This window comes from Halorubrum sp. JWXQ-INN 858, from assembly GCF_009806985.1.
Taxonomy (GTDB): domain Archaea; phylum Halobacteriota; class Halobacteria; order Halobacteriales; family Haloferacaceae; genus Halorubrum.
The window spans coordinates 394,446-408,537 of the sequence record NZ_WUAX01000011.1; the positions used below are offsets into that span (position 1 = coordinate 394,446).

The 14,092-nt window shown below is 69.1% G+C and carries 11 protein-coding genes; 4 read left to right on the forward strand and 7 right to left on the reverse strand.

The window, feature by feature from the left end; all coding sequences use genetic code 11:
- Nucleotides 1-36: 36 nt before the first annotated feature.
- Complete coding sequence (locus GRS48_RS10755) at nucleotides 37-825, reverse strand: SIMPL domain-containing protein (RefSeq protein ID WP_159486291.1); 789 nt, start codon at nucleotides 823-825, stop codon at nucleotides 37-39.
- A gap of 207 nt (nucleotides 826-1,032) precedes the next feature.
- Nucleotides 1,033-2,181 carry a sugar MFS transporter gene (locus GRS48_RS10760; RefSeq protein ID WP_159486293.1) on the reverse strand — a complete coding sequence of 383 codons (1,149 nt, stop codon included), beginning with the start codon at nucleotides 2,179-2,181 and terminating at the stop codon, nucleotides 1,033-1,035.
- Nucleotides 2,182-2,299: 118 nt separating this feature from the next.
- On the opposite strand from GRS48_RS10760, the gene GRS48_RS10765 reads away from it, so the two are divergent.
- Nucleotides 2,300-2,803 (forward strand): NAD(P)-binding protein, encoded by a 504-nt coding sequence (locus tag GRS48_RS10765; RefSeq protein WP_159486298.1) that lies wholly within the window; start codon nucleotides 2,300-2,302, stop codon nucleotides 2,801-2,803.
- Nucleotides 2,804-2,918: 115 nt separating this feature from the next.
- Here the strand turns inward: GRS48_RS10765 and GRS48_RS10770 are convergent, their stop codons facing one another.
- The 4 genes from GRS48_RS10770 to argS form a co-directional block, all read right to left on the reverse strand.
- Nucleotides 2,919-4,604, reverse strand: coding sequence for a cation:proton antiporter (locus tag GRS48_RS10770; protein WP_159486301.1), 1,686 nt, complete (start codon nucleotides 4,602-4,604; stop codon nucleotides 2,919-2,921).
- Nucleotides 4,597-6,303 carry a cation:proton antiporter gene (locus GRS48_RS10775; RefSeq protein WP_159486303.1) on the reverse strand — a complete coding sequence of 569 codons (1,707 nt, stop codon included), beginning with the start codon at nucleotides 6,301-6,303 and terminating at the stop codon, nucleotides 4,597-4,599. The genes GRS48_RS10770 and GRS48_RS10775 overlap by 8 nt, the downstream gene beginning before the upstream one ends.
- 184 nt (nucleotides 6,304-6,487) lie before the next feature.
- Nucleotides 6,488-7,738 (reverse strand): peptide chain release factor aRF-1, encoded by a 1,251-nt coding sequence (gene prf1 / locus GRS48_RS10780; RefSeq protein WP_159486306.1) that lies wholly within the window; start codon nucleotides 7,736-7,738, stop codon nucleotides 6,488-6,490.
- A 110-nt stretch (nucleotides 7,739-7,848) separates the two neighbouring features.
- Nucleotides 7,849-9,630 carry an arginine--tRNA ligase gene (argS, locus tag GRS48_RS10785; protein ID WP_159486309.1) on the reverse strand — a complete coding sequence of 594 codons (1,782 nt, stop codon included), beginning with the start codon at nucleotides 9,628-9,630 and terminating at the stop codon, nucleotides 7,849-7,851.
- A gap of 249 nt (nucleotides 9,631-9,879) precedes the next feature.
- Here argS and GRS48_RS10790 point away from each other — a divergent pair, with 249 nt between their 5' ends.
- The 3 genes from GRS48_RS10790 to GRS48_RS10800 all read left to right on the forward strand — a co-directional run bounded on the left by GRS48_RS10790 (nucleotide 9,880) and on the right by GRS48_RS10800 (nucleotide 12,453).
- Entirely contained in the window at nucleotides 9,880-10,626 is a 747-nt protein-coding gene (locus tag GRS48_RS10790) for a DUF120 domain-containing protein (protein ID WP_159486313.1), read from the forward strand.
- Nucleotides 10,626-11,360 (forward strand): 3,4-dihydroxy-2-butanone-4-phosphate synthase, encoded by a 735-nt coding sequence (gene ribB / locus GRS48_RS10795; protein WP_159486315.1) that lies wholly within the window; start codon nucleotides 10,626-10,628, stop codon nucleotides 11,358-11,360. Before GRS48_RS10790 ends, ribB begins: the two co-directional genes overlap by 1 nt.
- Nucleotides 11,361-11,523: 163 nt before the next feature.
- Nucleotides 11,524-12,453 (forward strand): branched-chain amino acid transaminase, encoded by a 930-nt coding sequence (locus tag GRS48_RS10800; protein WP_159486317.1) that lies wholly within the window; start codon nucleotides 11,524-11,526, stop codon nucleotides 12,451-12,453.
- Nucleotides 12,454-12,540: 87 nt separating this feature from the next.
- Here the strand turns inward: GRS48_RS10800 and cysS are convergent, their stop codons facing one another.
- The gene (gene cysS / locus GRS48_RS10805; RefSeq protein WP_159486319.1) at nucleotides 12,541-14,043 is read right to left on the reverse strand and encodes a cysteine--tRNA ligase; all 1,503 of its coding nucleotides are present in this window, start codon (nucleotides 14,041-14,043) and stop codon (nucleotides 12,541-12,543) included.
- Between the last annotated feature and the right edge of the window lie 49 nt (nucleotides 14,044-14,092).

Here is a 14,092-nt window from a genome sequence, read left to right on the forward strand (position 1 = left end):
TTCACGAACGATACTGGTTCCCGACCGGCTCGTCGATCAGCCCGCCTCGTAGGTGACGGTGACGTGGGCGGTAACGGTCACCGGACCGGGATCGAACGCCGTTCCGTCCTCGGGGGCATCCTCGGCGAACACCGGGCCGATGCCCCCGTCGCCTGTCTGTACTGACCGTACGGTTCGGACGTCGACGCCGGTTGCGCTGGCGATGGCATCCGCGTCAGCACGCGCGTCGTCGAGTGCGGATGCAAGGGCGTCGCCGCGAAGTTCGCGGTTCGTCTCCTCGGAGAGAGTGAACCGGACACCGTCGACACGAGTCGCGCCACCGGCTACGGCCGCGTCGACCACGGAGCCAGCGTCGTCAACGGGGACGCGAAGCTCGAATCCGTGGACCGCGTAGTAACTGGTGTTTCCGTCGCCGTCTCGCTCCGTCTGAACGAAGAAGTACGTCGTCCTGATCTGATCGTCCGAGACGTTAGCTTCGGTAAGCGCCTCACGCATCCCGGAAACGTTATTTGCGACCCCGGCGCGAGCAGCGTCGGCGGAGTCGGCGGATGCCTCCACGGCGACGTCGATGACGGCGAGGTCGGGCGCGGCGCTGGCCGTTCCCGTGGCGCCGACGGTGATCCTCACGTTCGGCCCGGTGTCATTCGTCACGTTCGGCCCGGTGTCATTTGCCACGTTCGGCCCGGTGTCATTTGCCACGTTCGGCCCGGGGTCATCGGTCGCCTGTGCACCCACCCCGGCCGTCGAGAGCGTGACCGCACCAGCGAGCGCCATAACGACGAACAGAACGGCGATGGCGATGCCCAGTCGGTTTCGGACAGTCATGGAGTTCCGGTCGGCGGAGAACGCTATTGTAGTACTCTGCTTACCACCAGTATGGTGACCGGATGAGCGAGAACGGCGACGACAGGTTCTCGGCGTCGTGCTCGCACGGGCGGTGTCAACGAGGGCCGATCTCCGTCGTCCCGAGCGAACCCGGCGGGGCGGTCGTGGGCCGCTCGCGACCGGTTCACGCCTCCTGAAGCCCCCGATTCACGCGGTCGTCAGTCGGCGTACGGACACCAGCGTCGCCACGAGGAGCCCACACAGCGTCAACACGACGCCGGACATGGCGGCCGCGATGCCGATCCGTTCCGCGAGGACGCCGATCGCGACGGGCGCGACCGCGATCCCCAGGTAGGTCGCCCCCGTTGCGAGCGCGCTCACCGGGCCGCTGTACTCCGGGGCGGCCTCGACGCCGAACGCCGAGAGCACCGGGAACAGCGCGGAGAGCAACGCCCCGGCGAGGAGGATCGACGCGAGCATCGGGACGCCGCCGGGGGCGTAAAACACCAGCGCGAGGACGGGCGTGGCGAACACGGTCGTCGCGATCGCGAGCGGGACGTACGCGACGCGCCCGACGACGCGCGAGTAGAGCAGGCGGCCGGGGACGTACGCGAGGAGGTACGCGGAGAGCGTGAGGTTCGCGAGGGTCGGGTCGGTGAACGTCCCCACGTAGTACGGCAGCCACGTGAAGATCGCGCCCTCGATCCCGCCGACGAGCGCCATCGCGACCAGCGTCCCGGCGATCGACGGCCGGCGACACAGCGCCCGGAGCTCGCGCCGGTCGATCGTGCGTTCGTCCCACGCGGTCGTCGGGAGGCTGCTGGCCGCCACGACGACGGCGACCGGGACGAACCACAGCGCGAGCAGGAGGAACGTCCACCGCCAGCCGGTCAGCTCCAGGACCGCGCTCACGACGATCGGGCCGGTGACGGCCCCCACCGCCCACGCGAGCGCGTACAGGACGAACACCCGGCCGAGCGTGTCGGGGTAGAGGTGGCTCAACAGCGGCCGGTCGATGGCCCGGAAGACGCCGGCGGACGCGCCCTGTACGAGCAGCGCGCCGAGGAACACCCAGTAAACGGGGGCCGCCGCCAGCAGGGCGAGCGACGCCGCGGTCGCGACCGCGCCGACGAGCAGGGTCCGCTTGACGTCGAGGCGGCTCGCGAACAGGCCGACGGCGAGGATGGAGACGACGAACCCGACGGTCCCGGCGGGCGCGACGAGCCCGAGCAGCGACTGGGAGGCCCCGAACTCCGCCTCGAAGCTCGCGAGCAACGGCCCGCGCGCCTGCATCGCCATCCCGTCGCCGGCGATGAACAGGCACGCGGCTCCCATCCAGACGCGGCGGGACGCCATGGACGCACTCGCACGCGACGGCACCAAGAAGCCGACGATACCGGCGGCAGCGCGACGATCGGGAGTGGATCAGCCAACGATAGGTGCCGTTATGGTGGCGGGGACGCGTCCCGCAGGTATGGACAGGAGCGACGGGCCGATCGATCCGGACGTCATCGTCCTCGGCAGCGGGAGCCTCACCGCCCCGATCCTCGAGGCGCTCGGCGGGGACCGGACGGCCGTCATCGTCTCGACCGCGTCCGAGGCCCTCGCGTTCGAACGCGAGGGCGTCGTCGTCATCACGGGCGACCCCAGCGACGACGCGACGCTCGAACGGGCCGGCATCGAGTCGTGTGACGTCGTGCTCGTCGCGACCGACGACGACCGAACCGACGCGCTGACGATCCTCACCGCTCGGAGCGGTAACCCCTCCGCACGGATCGTCGCCGCCGCGACCAACCGCGAGAACGTCCGGAAGCTCGAACGGGCCGGCGCGGACGCGGTGATCAGCCCGGCGAGCATCGGCGGCGGGATCCTCGTCGACTCCGCGCTGAGCACGGCCGGCAACCGGTCTCGACGCGGCCGAGGAGGGACGAGCGGTTCGAACGAGAAGGACGGGAAGAACGAGGAGAACCGGGACTAGCGGGGCGTGAACCACAGGAACGTGACCTGCCGCGAGAAGGCGGCGGACGACGCGCGTCGCGCAGCACCGTCGCGGTTGGGCAGCCCCAAGCCGCCGGCACGTCGCCCGGAACCCCTCAAATCGGCCTTTCGTCGGGAGTCTGTGAGTCCAACCCGTGTTCTTCGAGTCGGTCGAGCTCCGTGAGGTGTCGCGTCTTGAGTGCGTCCGCCTCAACGGAGCCGTCGAGGAGGTCCGCGACGATCGCCTCCAGTCGTTCGGACGCGAGCACGTCCGGGACGATGACGAACGACGCGCCCGCCGCGCGGAGCTCGGCCGCCTCGTCCGAGTCGGCCGATCGGACGACGATCTCGGCAGCGACGTCGAGGTCGAGCACGCGGTCGGTGACGCGGCGCTGGTCGACGGTGGAGACCACGATCCGGGCCTCGCCGACGTTCGCCTTCGTCCAGACGTATTCGTACATCGCGTCGCCGACGACGAACCGGTCCGCACCCTCCCGAAGCTGGGCGATCATCGCCGGGTCGTTCTCGATGACCACGTAGTCGACGCCCGCGGACTCACAGGTCGCCGCGAGCCGCCGCCCTACCCGCCCGTAGCCGACGATCACGACGTGGTCAGTGGGCGCCCCTCCGACGCTGCTCTGCTCGTCGATCTTCCGCGTCTGTCGATCGCCCAACAGCGGCCCGGTGACCCGCTCGAACACCGCTTCGTCGTATCGACGGGTGAGCGAGGACGTCACCATCGTGAACGCTGCCGCGAGGATGAGCGCGTCGAACAGGTCCGGGGCGATCCGTCCGATGAGTAGCGCCTGGATGGCGATGATCAGCGCGAACTCGCTTATCTGGTCGAGGCTCACGCTCGTCAACGTTGCGGTCCGCACGTCGTACCCCTCGTAGAGCAACGCCGCGATCGTTATCAGCGGCTTGCAGACGGCGGTGAGGACGACGAGCGCGGCCGCCACCGCGAACACGCGCGGCGACGGCACCGAGACGAGCGCGCCGAGGGTGACGAAGAAGATCACCACGAAGAAGTCCTTGATCGACCCGATCCCGTTGAGCATCCCCAGGTTCCGGGTGTAGTCGCGGCGGATCGCGAGGCCGGCGGCGAACGCCCCGATCACCGGCGAGATCCCCACGAGCTCCGAGAGCGTGAGGAACCCGATGAGCAGCGAGATCGCGCCGATCATCAGGAGCTCCTGTGACCCCTCGGCGTAGCGGGTGAGGTACTCGAAGAAGTGCCGCTGGATGATCAGCGCGAGCAGCACGACGAGGACGCCGTATCCGATCTTCGCGGCGACGGCGTCGGCGGTGAACGCCGACGCGCTCAGGACCAACACGAGCGCGATGGCGACGAAGTCGTCCAACAGGTGGATCGACTTCGCCAGCCGCCCGTGAACCAGGTTGTTTCGGATCTCGACCTCGAGCAGGCCCGTCCCGACGAGCGTCGAGCTCAGCGTCGCCGCGATCGCGAAGTAGAGCGCGTTCAGCGGGTCGAACCCGAACAGGACCCCGACGCCGTACCCGAGGGGCGCGAGCACGATCAGCTGTGCGGACGCCGTGAACTCGCTGTCGCGGAACACGGTGGAGAGCTTCGGCAGGTCGACCCCGACGCCGAAGACGAACACGAGGAACGCGATCCCCCACTGTGCGAGATCGAGGACACCCTCCTGCGGGACGAACGCGCCCGCGACGAACCCGGCGATGATGTAGAACGGGATCGTCGGGAGCGACAGGTGGTTGGCGACGAGCAGCAGCACTCCGGCGCTGATGAAGATCACCGACAGGGCGGCGATCATCTCAGACATCGCGCTCACCCCCGTCGGCCGCGGCGTCGCCGTCACGGACGGGCCCGCGCGACGTGTCGATGTCGCCGAACGTCCCGCCGTCCCGGAGGACCGTGCGGAGCCGTTCGGCGACGTGGTCGGCCGTGAGCTGCGTGCTCATCACGACGTAGTCGGCGCCGGCGTCGTACAGCCGGCGGGCGACCGCGGCCGTCTCGGCCTCGACGACGACCGTCGCGTCGTCGTCGACCTCCGTCAAGAGCCGCTCGTTGATCTCCGCTTGCACCGTCGAACTCAAGACGAACGCGGCGTCCGAGAGGTTCGCCGCCTTCCGGATCTCCCCGTGACGGAAGTCGCCGTAGACGGTCTCGTAGCGCTCCAAGCCCTCGAGCTCCTCGACGTGCTCGACGTTGCGGTCGATGACGACGACGTCGTCGAACCGGTCCGCGAGCAGGGGCAACAGCCCCTCGGTCACCCCGTCGAAGCCGACGACGACCGCGTGCCCGTCGAACTCGCGGAGCTCCACGTCCGTCTGCTCGTCGGACTGCCAGCGGCGGAAGAACGGCTCGACGCGCGCGTAGATCGCGTGGTTGTAGTTGATGACGTACGTCGAGAGGCTCATCGTCAACAGCGCCATCAGGCTGAGGTAGCCGAGGACCTCGGTGCCGATGTACCCCTGCGTGACGGCGAGCGCGCCGACGACCAGCGAGAACTCGCTCACCTGGATCATGTTGATCGAGCCGAGGAAGCTGGTCTCGACGGTGAACCCTTCCCGGTCGATGAGGTAGAACATGATCCAGAAGTTCCCGACCATGAGGACGGCGGAGGCGACGATCGCCTCGACCCAGTAGGCGGTGAGGTCGTCGGCGGCGATCTGCAGGCCGATGGAGGCGAAGAAGACGAGGATGAAGAAGTCGGTGATCGGCGAGATGCGCTCCTCCAACTCCTTGCTGTACGGGAGCTGTGCGAGGCTGATCCCCGCGAGGAACGCCCCGACCTCCACGGAGAGTTCGAGGTGCTCCGTGACGGCGATAAAGAGGAACGCCCACGCGATGCCGATGACGAAGAAGACGTCCTTGTTGTCGGCGATCCGCCGGAACAGCGTCGGGAGGAAGTACCGCGAGGAGAGCAGCGAGAAGAGGCCGATGAACGACATCATCACGAGGATCGTCGCCAGGGTGACGCCAACCTCCGTCGCGTTGGTGAGCTCGTCGGCCGAGAACAGCGCGAGGACGATCACGAGGTAGATGTCCTGGACGATGAGCACCCCGACGTCGATCTTCCCCGGGAGGCTCGTGATCTCGTCTTTGTCGGTGAGGATCTTGACGATGATCGGGGTCGCGCCGAAGACGGTCGCGAGCGCGATGACGATCGTCTCGGTGAGGTCGAAGCCGAGGACCCACGCGACGCCGAACGCGAGCGCCGTCTGGAGCACCGTCTGGAGGACGGCGATGTTGACGATGGGACGGAGGATGTCCTTGATGTCCGAAAAGCGCATCTTGATCCCGAGCAGGAACAACAGGAACCCCAACCCGAGCTCGGCCATTAGCTCCACGAGGCCCTCCTCGGTGACGACGTCGAGGAACACCGGGCCGAGGATCAGCCCCGTGAGGATGTACGCGATGATCGTCGGCTGCCCCGTCTGCTTGGCGAGGTAGCCGATGACCGTCGCGGTGACGATGATGAGCGCGAAGTCCGTGACGAACGCCTCCTGGAGTACCATCGAACGTTGGCCGGACCGTCGGTCGGGACCGGGTTAGGTATTGTCATGTCCCGTGGCGCGGTCACGGGGACGGTCGGTCGGTTCGACGCGATCGATCGTCCGCAAGGGCTCGAGCGCGACGCGTTCGGACGCCAGTAGAACAGGTCAGATGTCAGCAGAACGTATCAGATGTCAGTAAAACGGATTAGACGCCGGTGGAGTACCGGAGGATGCCGGCGACGCCGCCGAACGCGTCGAGCAGCTGTTCGCCCTTCTCGAAGTCGGTCGAGATGAACTTCGTCTCCGTCCCGCGCTGCTCGGCGATCGCCATCAGGTGTTCGATGACGTCCTCTCGCTCCTGTACGATCGCCTCCTCCCCGCACTCGACGCACTCGTGGTCCGGCGTCGAGTGGCGGGCGTCGATCACTTCGTACTCCTCGTGGCCGTTCGGGCACTCGTAGACGGCGACGTCCGAGCGGAGGTCCTCGGAGATGAGTAGGCGGTCGACGGAGCCCATGATCAGGTTGCGACGGGTCTGCTCGAAGCCGTACGTCGCCTCCTCGCCGGTGTTGAGGTTCTCGAAGAACTCCTCCATCTGGTTCTTGTCGTCGACGATCTCCTGATCGGCGAGCGCCTCGCTGGCGGCGTCGACGAGGTCCTTCAGCCCCGATTCGTCGGTGTACGCGACGTCGAACTTGCCGAGCACCTTGTCCTGCAGCTCGTGGTGGAGGTAGCCGCCGTCGAGGAACTCGTCTTTCGTCGGCGACGGCCCGCCGACGAGGATCCCGTCGAGCTCGTGTCGTTTCGCGACGAACAGGTCGTCGGCCATCCCCGCGACCTCCTGGTAGAAGTTGTCGATCGCCTCCAGCCGGAGCCGGGCGAACCGCTGGGCGGACTGACCACCCTTCCGCTGTTTGCCGGGGACGAGCGACGAGGCGGACTTGACGGCCTCGACGCGTTTCCCCTTCAGCCAGCCGACGTTCGCCTCGCGTCGGTCCAACACGATCAGCCCGAACAGCCCCGCGTCCTCCAGCATGTGCTCGAGCGGCTCGGTGAGGAACGCCGAGTCACAGTGGTACCGGAACGACTCGACGGGGTTCGGCGGCGACTCGAGCGTCCGGGTGACCATGTCGGTCTGGCCGCCGCCGGCGTCGACGGCTCCCGAGAAGATCACCATCCCCTTGTCCGGCGGGAAGGTGTCGTAGTACCGCAGGCGGTCCTTGATCGACGTCAACGCGTCCTGCACGTTGGTGCGCGTCTGTTTCGACTTGATGTTGGCCGCCTCGCTGTGCTCCTGGGTGACGTGGGCGACCACGTCGGAGACCTGTCTGTCCTCCGGGATGTAGATGGTGACGAGCTGGGTGCCGGAGCCCTCGTAGTCCTTGAGCTCCTCGATGACCTTGCGGAACTCGTACTTCCGCCGGTCCTCGCTCGCTCCTTCGGCGTCGCTGCTCATTACCTACCAATCGCGCCCGTGCGTGTAAGTAAGCTTTGACCTTCGGTCCGCCACGGTTCGACGCCGCCGGACGCCGCTCGCCGCCCTCATCGACTCGGGGGCGGCGACGCCTACATCGACTCGGGGGCGGCGACGCCGAGGACGGCGAGCGCGTTCGCCATCGTGTTGCGGGCGGCGACGACGAGCGCGAGCCGGGCGTCCCGGAGGTCGTCGCCGTCGGCGCTCAAGACGGGGCACTCGCGGTAGAAGGCGTTGTACGCCTCGGCGAACTCGCGGGTGAACGTGGCGACGGAGTGCGGCTCCAGGTCGTCCGCTGCCGCCTCGATCACGGCCGGGAACCGGGCGACTTCCCGGAGGAGGTCACGCGCCTCGTCGGTCACGAACGCGCCCGCGTCCACGTCGACGGCCCCCTCGACCCCGGGGACGTCGTGGCCGGCGGCCGCGGCCTCGTCGACGATCCCGCAACAACGCGCGTGGACGTACTGGACGTACGGGGCCGACTGCGCCTCGAAGTCCAGCGCGTCCTCCCACTCGAAGGTGATCGCCTTCGCGGGCTGTTTGGAGACGATGTCGTACCGGACCGCGCCGATGCCGACCTGGTGGGCGATGCGCTCGACGTCCGTCTCGTCGAGGTCGTCGTCGCGGATCCGGTCGTCGAGGCGCGTCTCCACTTCCTCGCGGGCGCGGGCGATCGCCTCGTCCAGCAGGTCGTCGAGCATGACGCCGGTACCCTCGCGCGTCGACATCCCGCCCTCCGGCAGGTTCACCCACGAGTAGTGGATCGAGTCGAGCCGGTCGGTGTCGTTGCCGAGGATCCGCAGCACCGCGTCGAGCTGGTCCGCCTGGAGCTTGTGGTCCTCGCCGAGCACCGTCACGGCGCGGTCGTAGGTGGCGAACTTCCACTCGTGATGGGCCAGGTCGCGGGTCGTGTACAGCGACGTGCCGTCCGACCGGAGGAAGACGAGGTTCTTGTCGATCCCCCACTCGTCGAGCTCGAGCTGCCACGCTTCCTCCTCGTAGACGGCGTGTTCGGACGCCTTGAGCCGCTCCGCGACGTCGTCGGTCGAGCCGTCGCGCATGAATCGCGTCTCCTTGACGAACTCGTCGAACTCGGCGGGCAGCCGCGAGAGGCACTCGGTCATCCCGCCCAGCACCGCGTCGACGACTTCGCCGACGCGCTCGAAAGTCGCCTCCTCGCCCGCCTCGAGCCCCTGCAGGATGGCGGCGATCTCGTCCTCGGCGGCCGCGGCGTCCTCGGGGTCGGCGTCCTCGAGGTAGGCGTTCCCCTTGCGGTAGTAGCGGACGAGGTCGTACTCGATCCGGTCGCGGGCGGGATCGTCCTCGAGGTCCTCCTCGTCGAACGTCTCGTACGCCCAGGTGAACACCGCCATCTGTCGGCCGGCGTCGTTGACGTAGTAGTGTCGCTCGACGTCGTAGCCGGCGTAGTCGAGGACGTTCGCGACCGCGTCGCCGACGATCGGGTTGCGCGCGCGGCCGACGTGAACGGGGCCGGTCGGGTTCGCGCTGGTGTGCTCGACGACGACGGAGGTGTCGCGGTCGGGCAGCGCCCCGTATCCCGCATCGGTGGCGGCGGTCGTCAGGGTGTCGGCGAGGTAGCGGTCGCCGGCGTGGAAGTTGACGTACGGGCCGGCGGTGTCGACGGCGACGAGGTAGTCGTAGCCGTCGACGTCGACCGCGGCGGCGACGTCTCGTGCGACGTTCGGCGGGGCGTCACCGACCACGCCCGCCAGCCGGAAGGCGACGCTCGAGGCGAGCGTCGCGTCCATGTCGTCGGGCGGTCGTTCGATACCGAGGTCGTCGGTCGGCAGGTCGAGGCCCGCGAGCGCGTCGGCGAGCGCCGACTCCACCTCCGAGCGGAACCGTCTGAACATACACGTCCGTTCGTCGGTGGGGTTAAAAGGCCCTTCCGAACCGAACGCGGACTCCCCGGCACCGTCGGGGCGTCGTCACCGCTCCCGGCGGTTCGCGCCCCGACCGACGCGCTTAGATAGGTCGCGTCCCGCGTTTCGGTCGGAGCCGCCCACCTCCGTGACGCGTCACGGAGCCGTGACAGTCCATAACGCTTTTGAGAAGCATACCACATTCGTTATCCTTTTCACCCCCGATAGTCAAGGTCGGGTATGGCAGAACCGGCGATGACGGCGGAACCCGACCCGGCGGCACTGGCGGCGTTGAAACACGTCGCGCTCGCGGGCGGGTTGACCGAGACGAAGGTGTCGTGTGCGGCGCTCGGCGACCGGCTCGGCGCGTCCACACAGACCGCCTCGCGGCGGCTGCAGTCGCTCGACTCCGCGGGGCTGATCGGCCGCGAGGTCGTCGGCGACGGCCAGTGGGTCACGCTCACCGACGCGGGCGAGGCCGCGCTCCGCGCCGAGTACGCCGACTACCGCCGGCTGTTCGAGGCCGACGTCGAGCTCGTGTTGAGCGGCACCGTCACCGGCGGGATGGGCGAGGGGCGACACTACATCACCCTCCCCGGCTACGCGGCGCAGTTCGAGTCGCGGCTCGGCTACGAGCCGTTCCCCGGCACGCTCAACGTCGCGCTCGACGCCGAGAGCGTCCGCAGACGCGGCGAGATCGCGGGCGTCGACGCCGTACCGATCGACGCGTGGGAGGACGACGAGCGCACCTACGGCGCGGCGACCTGCTACGGCGTCGTCGTCGTCGCCGACGGCGAGCGGTACGGGGAGGCACACGCCATCGTCCCCGACCGGACCCACCACGACGACGACCAGCTGGAGCTGATCGCGCCCGACCGGCTCCGCGACGCGCTCGGGTTGGCCGACGGCGACGCGATCGAGGTCCGCGTCGAGGCCGCCTCGCGGGCCGACGAGGGTGACGACCCCGCCGGCGTGGAGGTGGCGTGATGCGGGCCGACGCCGACGTCGACGGAGCAGTCGGTCCCGACGGTGAGCACGACGCCGACGTCGGGGACACGACCGACGCGGTCGACCGGGCGCTCGCCGCCTTCCGCGCCGGCGACCCGGTCTGTGTCCACGACTTCGCCGATCGCGAGGGCGAGACCGACATCGTCTATCCGGCGGCGGCGGTCGACGCCGCGGCGGTCGCCCACATGCGCAACGACGCCGGCGGGCTCGTCTGCGTGGCGGTCGCCGACCACATCGCGGACGCGTTCGGGCTCCCGTTCCTCGCGGAGGCGCTCGATCACCCCGCGGTCGACGACTCGCCCGACTACGACGACCGCTCGTCGTTCTCGCTGCCGGTGAACCACCGCGAGACGTTCACCGGGATCACCGACGCGGACCGCGCGCTGACCATCGCCGAGCTGGCGGCCGCGGCCGCGGCGGTCGACGGCGACCCGGAGGCGTACGACGCCGACGACTTCGCGGCGTCGTTCCGCGCTCCCGGCCACGTCCACGTGCTCCGCGGGGCCCGCGCCGGCATCGACGACCGGGTCGGACACACCGAGCTCGGCCTCGCGATGGCCGAGGCGGTCGACGCCGCGCCCGCCGCGGTCGTCTGTGAGATGCTCGACGACGAGACGGGCGCGGCGCTCACGCCCGCAGACGCCGCGGCGTACGCCGCACGGCGCGACATCCCCTACGTCGAGGGATCGGCGCTGGTCGCGGCGCTGCAATAGCGTGGGGGGTGGGGCTCGGGGCAGTGAGGCTCGGGGCGGCGAGGCCCGGGGCAGTGAGGCTCGAGGCGACGAGGCCCGGAGCCGGGTCCGTCGATCACGGCGGCTCGCCGCGCCGTCCGCCGTATGTCATAATTTTAAGCCGGGGGACTCCGACGGGAGGATCATGGGATTCGACGAGATGGACGTCGACACGATCTGGAAGAACGGGGAGTTCCTCGACTGGGAGGACGCGACGACCCACGTTCTGACGCACGCGCTCCACTACGGGAGCGGGGTGTTCGAGGGCGTCCGCTGTTACGACACGGAGAAGGGCCCCGCGATCTTCCGCTGGGAGGAGCACCTCGAGCGGCTGTTCGACTCCGCGAAGATGTACGACATGGAGATCGAACACGACCGCGAGGAGATCACCGCGGCGACGGTCGAGCTGCTCGACCGCCAGGACCTCGAGTCCTGTTACATCCGGCCGATCGCCTACTACGGCTACGACACGCTCGGCGTCTCGCCGGCCGACTGTCCGACCGACCTCGTGCTCGCGGCGTGGCCGTGGGGCGCGTACCTCGGCGAGGAAGCGCTCAACGAGGGCGTCGACGTGATGGTCTCCTCCTGGCGGAAACACGCCTCCTCGCAGGTGCCCACGAACGTGAAGACCACCGGGCTGTACGTCAACTCCATGCTCGCGGGCGAGGAGGCCCGCCGCAACGGCTACGTCGAGGCGATCGTGTTGAACAAGGAGGGCAACGTCGCCGAGGGCCCCGGCGAGAACGTCTTCATGGTGAACGACGGCGAGATCTACACGACCGGGCCCGCCCAGTCGATCCTCGAGGGGATCACCCGGGACACCGTCATCACGCTCGCGGAGGACCGCGGCTACACCGTCCACGACGAGGCCGTGATCTCCCGCGGGCAGCTGTACACCGCCGACGAGCTGTTCTTCACCGGCTCGGCCGCCGAAGTGACGCCGATCCGCTCGGTCGATGACACCGAGATCGGCTCGGGCACGCGCGGCCCGGTGACCGAGGAGCTACAGGGCGCGTTCTTCGACCTCGTCGAGCGCCGCAGCGACGACCACGACGAGTGGTTCACCTACTTATAAGCCACAGCAGCGGCGGTTCACGCCGCCCGACCCACGCCCGTTCTCACGCCCGACTCATACCCGTTTTCACGCCCGTTTTCACCGTTCTCACTCGAACCGATACGTCGCGCCGTCGGGGCCGTCCTCGATCGCGACGCCGACCGCGTCGAGCGCGTCGCGGAGGTCGTCGGCACGCTCGTAGTTGCCGGCCTCGCGCTCGGCCTCGCGGACGTCGAGGACCAGCTCGACCAGCTCGCCCGCGAGCTCGACGTCGCCGTCGCTCGGCTCCGCGAACTGGAGCCCCAGGACGTCGCCGCCGAGCGCCTCGAACGTCTCGACCGCCTCGCGGAGCCCGCGATAGTCGTAGGCGGCGATCCCCTCGGCTCCCTCGACCTCCTCGACGCCGTCGACGTGTCGGTTCACGGCGTCGGTCAGGTCGAGGAGCGCGGTCGTCGCCTCCCGCAGGTTGAAGTCGTCGTTCATCGCCGCCGTGAACGCCTCGCGGACGCCGGCGGTCGTCTCGCGGAGGTCGTCGTCGACGGCCTTCGTCCGGGCGTCGACGGAGTCGAGGGCGTCGACCGCGCGGTCGTACGCCCGCGAGAGCCGGTCCCATCGCGTCTCGGCCTCGGCGATCGTCTCCTCGGTGAGCGCCTGATCGGAGCGGTAGGCCGCGCCGGCGTAGAACGTCCGGACGACGTTGACGCCGAGCTCCTCGAGCGCGTCGGGAACGGTCCAGAAGTTGCCGATCGACGAGGACATCTTCTCGCCCTCCATCGAGAGCAGCCCGACGTGGAGCCAGTGGCGGGCGAACTCCTGGCCGGTCGCGGCCGTCGACTGGGCGATCTCGTTTTCGTGATGCGGGAAGACGAGGTCGCGCCCGCCCATGTGGATGTCGAGGGTGTCGCCGAGGTGCGTCGTCGACATCGCGGAACACTCGACGTGCCAGCCGGGCCGCCCGTCGCCCCACGGCGACGACCACGTCTCGCCGGTCGGCGTCGACTCGCCGTGGTCGTGTTTCGCGTGCTCGCGCGCGGCGGCCTCGCTCACGCCGTCGGCCTTCCACAGCGCGAAGTCAGCGGGGTGGCGCTTCTCGGCGCGCTCGTCCGGCTCGCCCTGCGCCTCCAGCTCGTCGACGTCCTGGTTCGAGAGCTTCCCGTACCCCTCGAAGCGGGTGACGTCGAAGTACACCGAGCCGTTCGACTCGTAGGCGTATCCCTTCTCGACCAGCGTCTCGATCAGCGCGACGATCTCGGGGACGTGCTCGGTGACGCGGGGATACACCTCCGCGCGGAGCAGGTTGAGCCCGCGCATCGCTCCGAACGTCGTGGCGGTGAACGCCTCGGCGACGTCGCGCTCGGCGGTCCACTCGGCGCGCTCGCCGACGCGGGCCGTGACCTTCTCGTTGACGTCGGTGACGTTCTCGACGTGTCGGACCCCGTAGCCGAGGTGGGCCAGCCAGCGGTGGACGACGTCGGCGTGGAACCAGAGTCGGGCGTGCCCGAGGTGGGGGTCGTCCGACACCGTCAGCCCGCAGACGTACAGCGTCACGTCGCCGTCGGCCGTGAACTCGACGCGTTCGTCCGACAGGGTGTCGGTGACGAGGAGGCTCATGCCGCGTCGATAGCCGTGGACGGCGTTTTAAAGCGTCGGATCGGTCAGG

Bases quoted from the DNA above. Each gene is read 5' to 3' on its own strand.
- prf1 (WP_159486306.1), bottom strand. From the start codon at position 7,738: ATGAGCAGCGACGCCGAAGGAGCGAGCGAGGACCGGCGGAAGTACGAG.
- GRS48_RS10760 (WP_159486293.1), bottom strand. From the start codon at position 2,181: ATGGCGTCCCGCCGCGTCTGGATGGGAGCCGCGTGCCTGTTCATCGCC.
- argS (WP_159486309.1), bottom strand. From the start codon at position 9,630: ATGTTCAGACGGTTCCGCTCGGAGGTGGAGTCGGCGCTCGCCGACGCG.
- GRS48_RS10800 (WP_159486317.1), top strand. From the start codon at position 11,524: ATGGGATTCGACGAGATGGACGTCGACACGATCTGGAAGAACGGGGAG.
- GRS48_RS10770 (WP_159486301.1), bottom strand. From the start codon at position 4,604: ATGTCTGAGATGATCGCCGCCCTGTCGGTGATCTTCATCAGCGCCGGA.
- ribB (WP_159486315.1), top strand. From the start codon at position 10,626: ATGCGGGCCGACGCCGACGTCGACGGAGCAGTCGGTCCCGACGGTGAG.
- GRS48_RS10775 (WP_159486303.1), bottom strand. From the start codon at position 6,303: ATGGTACTCCAGGAGGCGTTCGTCACGGACTTCGCGCTCATCATCGTC.
- GRS48_RS10765 (WP_159486298.1), top strand. From the start codon at position 2,300: ATGGACAGGAGCGACGGGCCGATCGATCCGGACGTCATCGTCCTCGGC.
- GRS48_RS10755 (WP_159486291.1), bottom strand. From the start codon at position 825: ATGACTGTCCGAAACCGACTGGGCATCGCCATCGCCGTTCTGTTCGTC.
- cysS (WP_159486319.1), bottom strand. From the start codon at position 14,043: ATGAGCCTCCTCGTCACCGACACCCTGTCGGACGAACGCGTCGAGTTC.
- GRS48_RS10790 (WP_159486313.1), top strand. From the start codon at position 9,880: ATGGCAGAACCGGCGATGACGGCGGAACCCGACCCGGCGGCACTGGCG.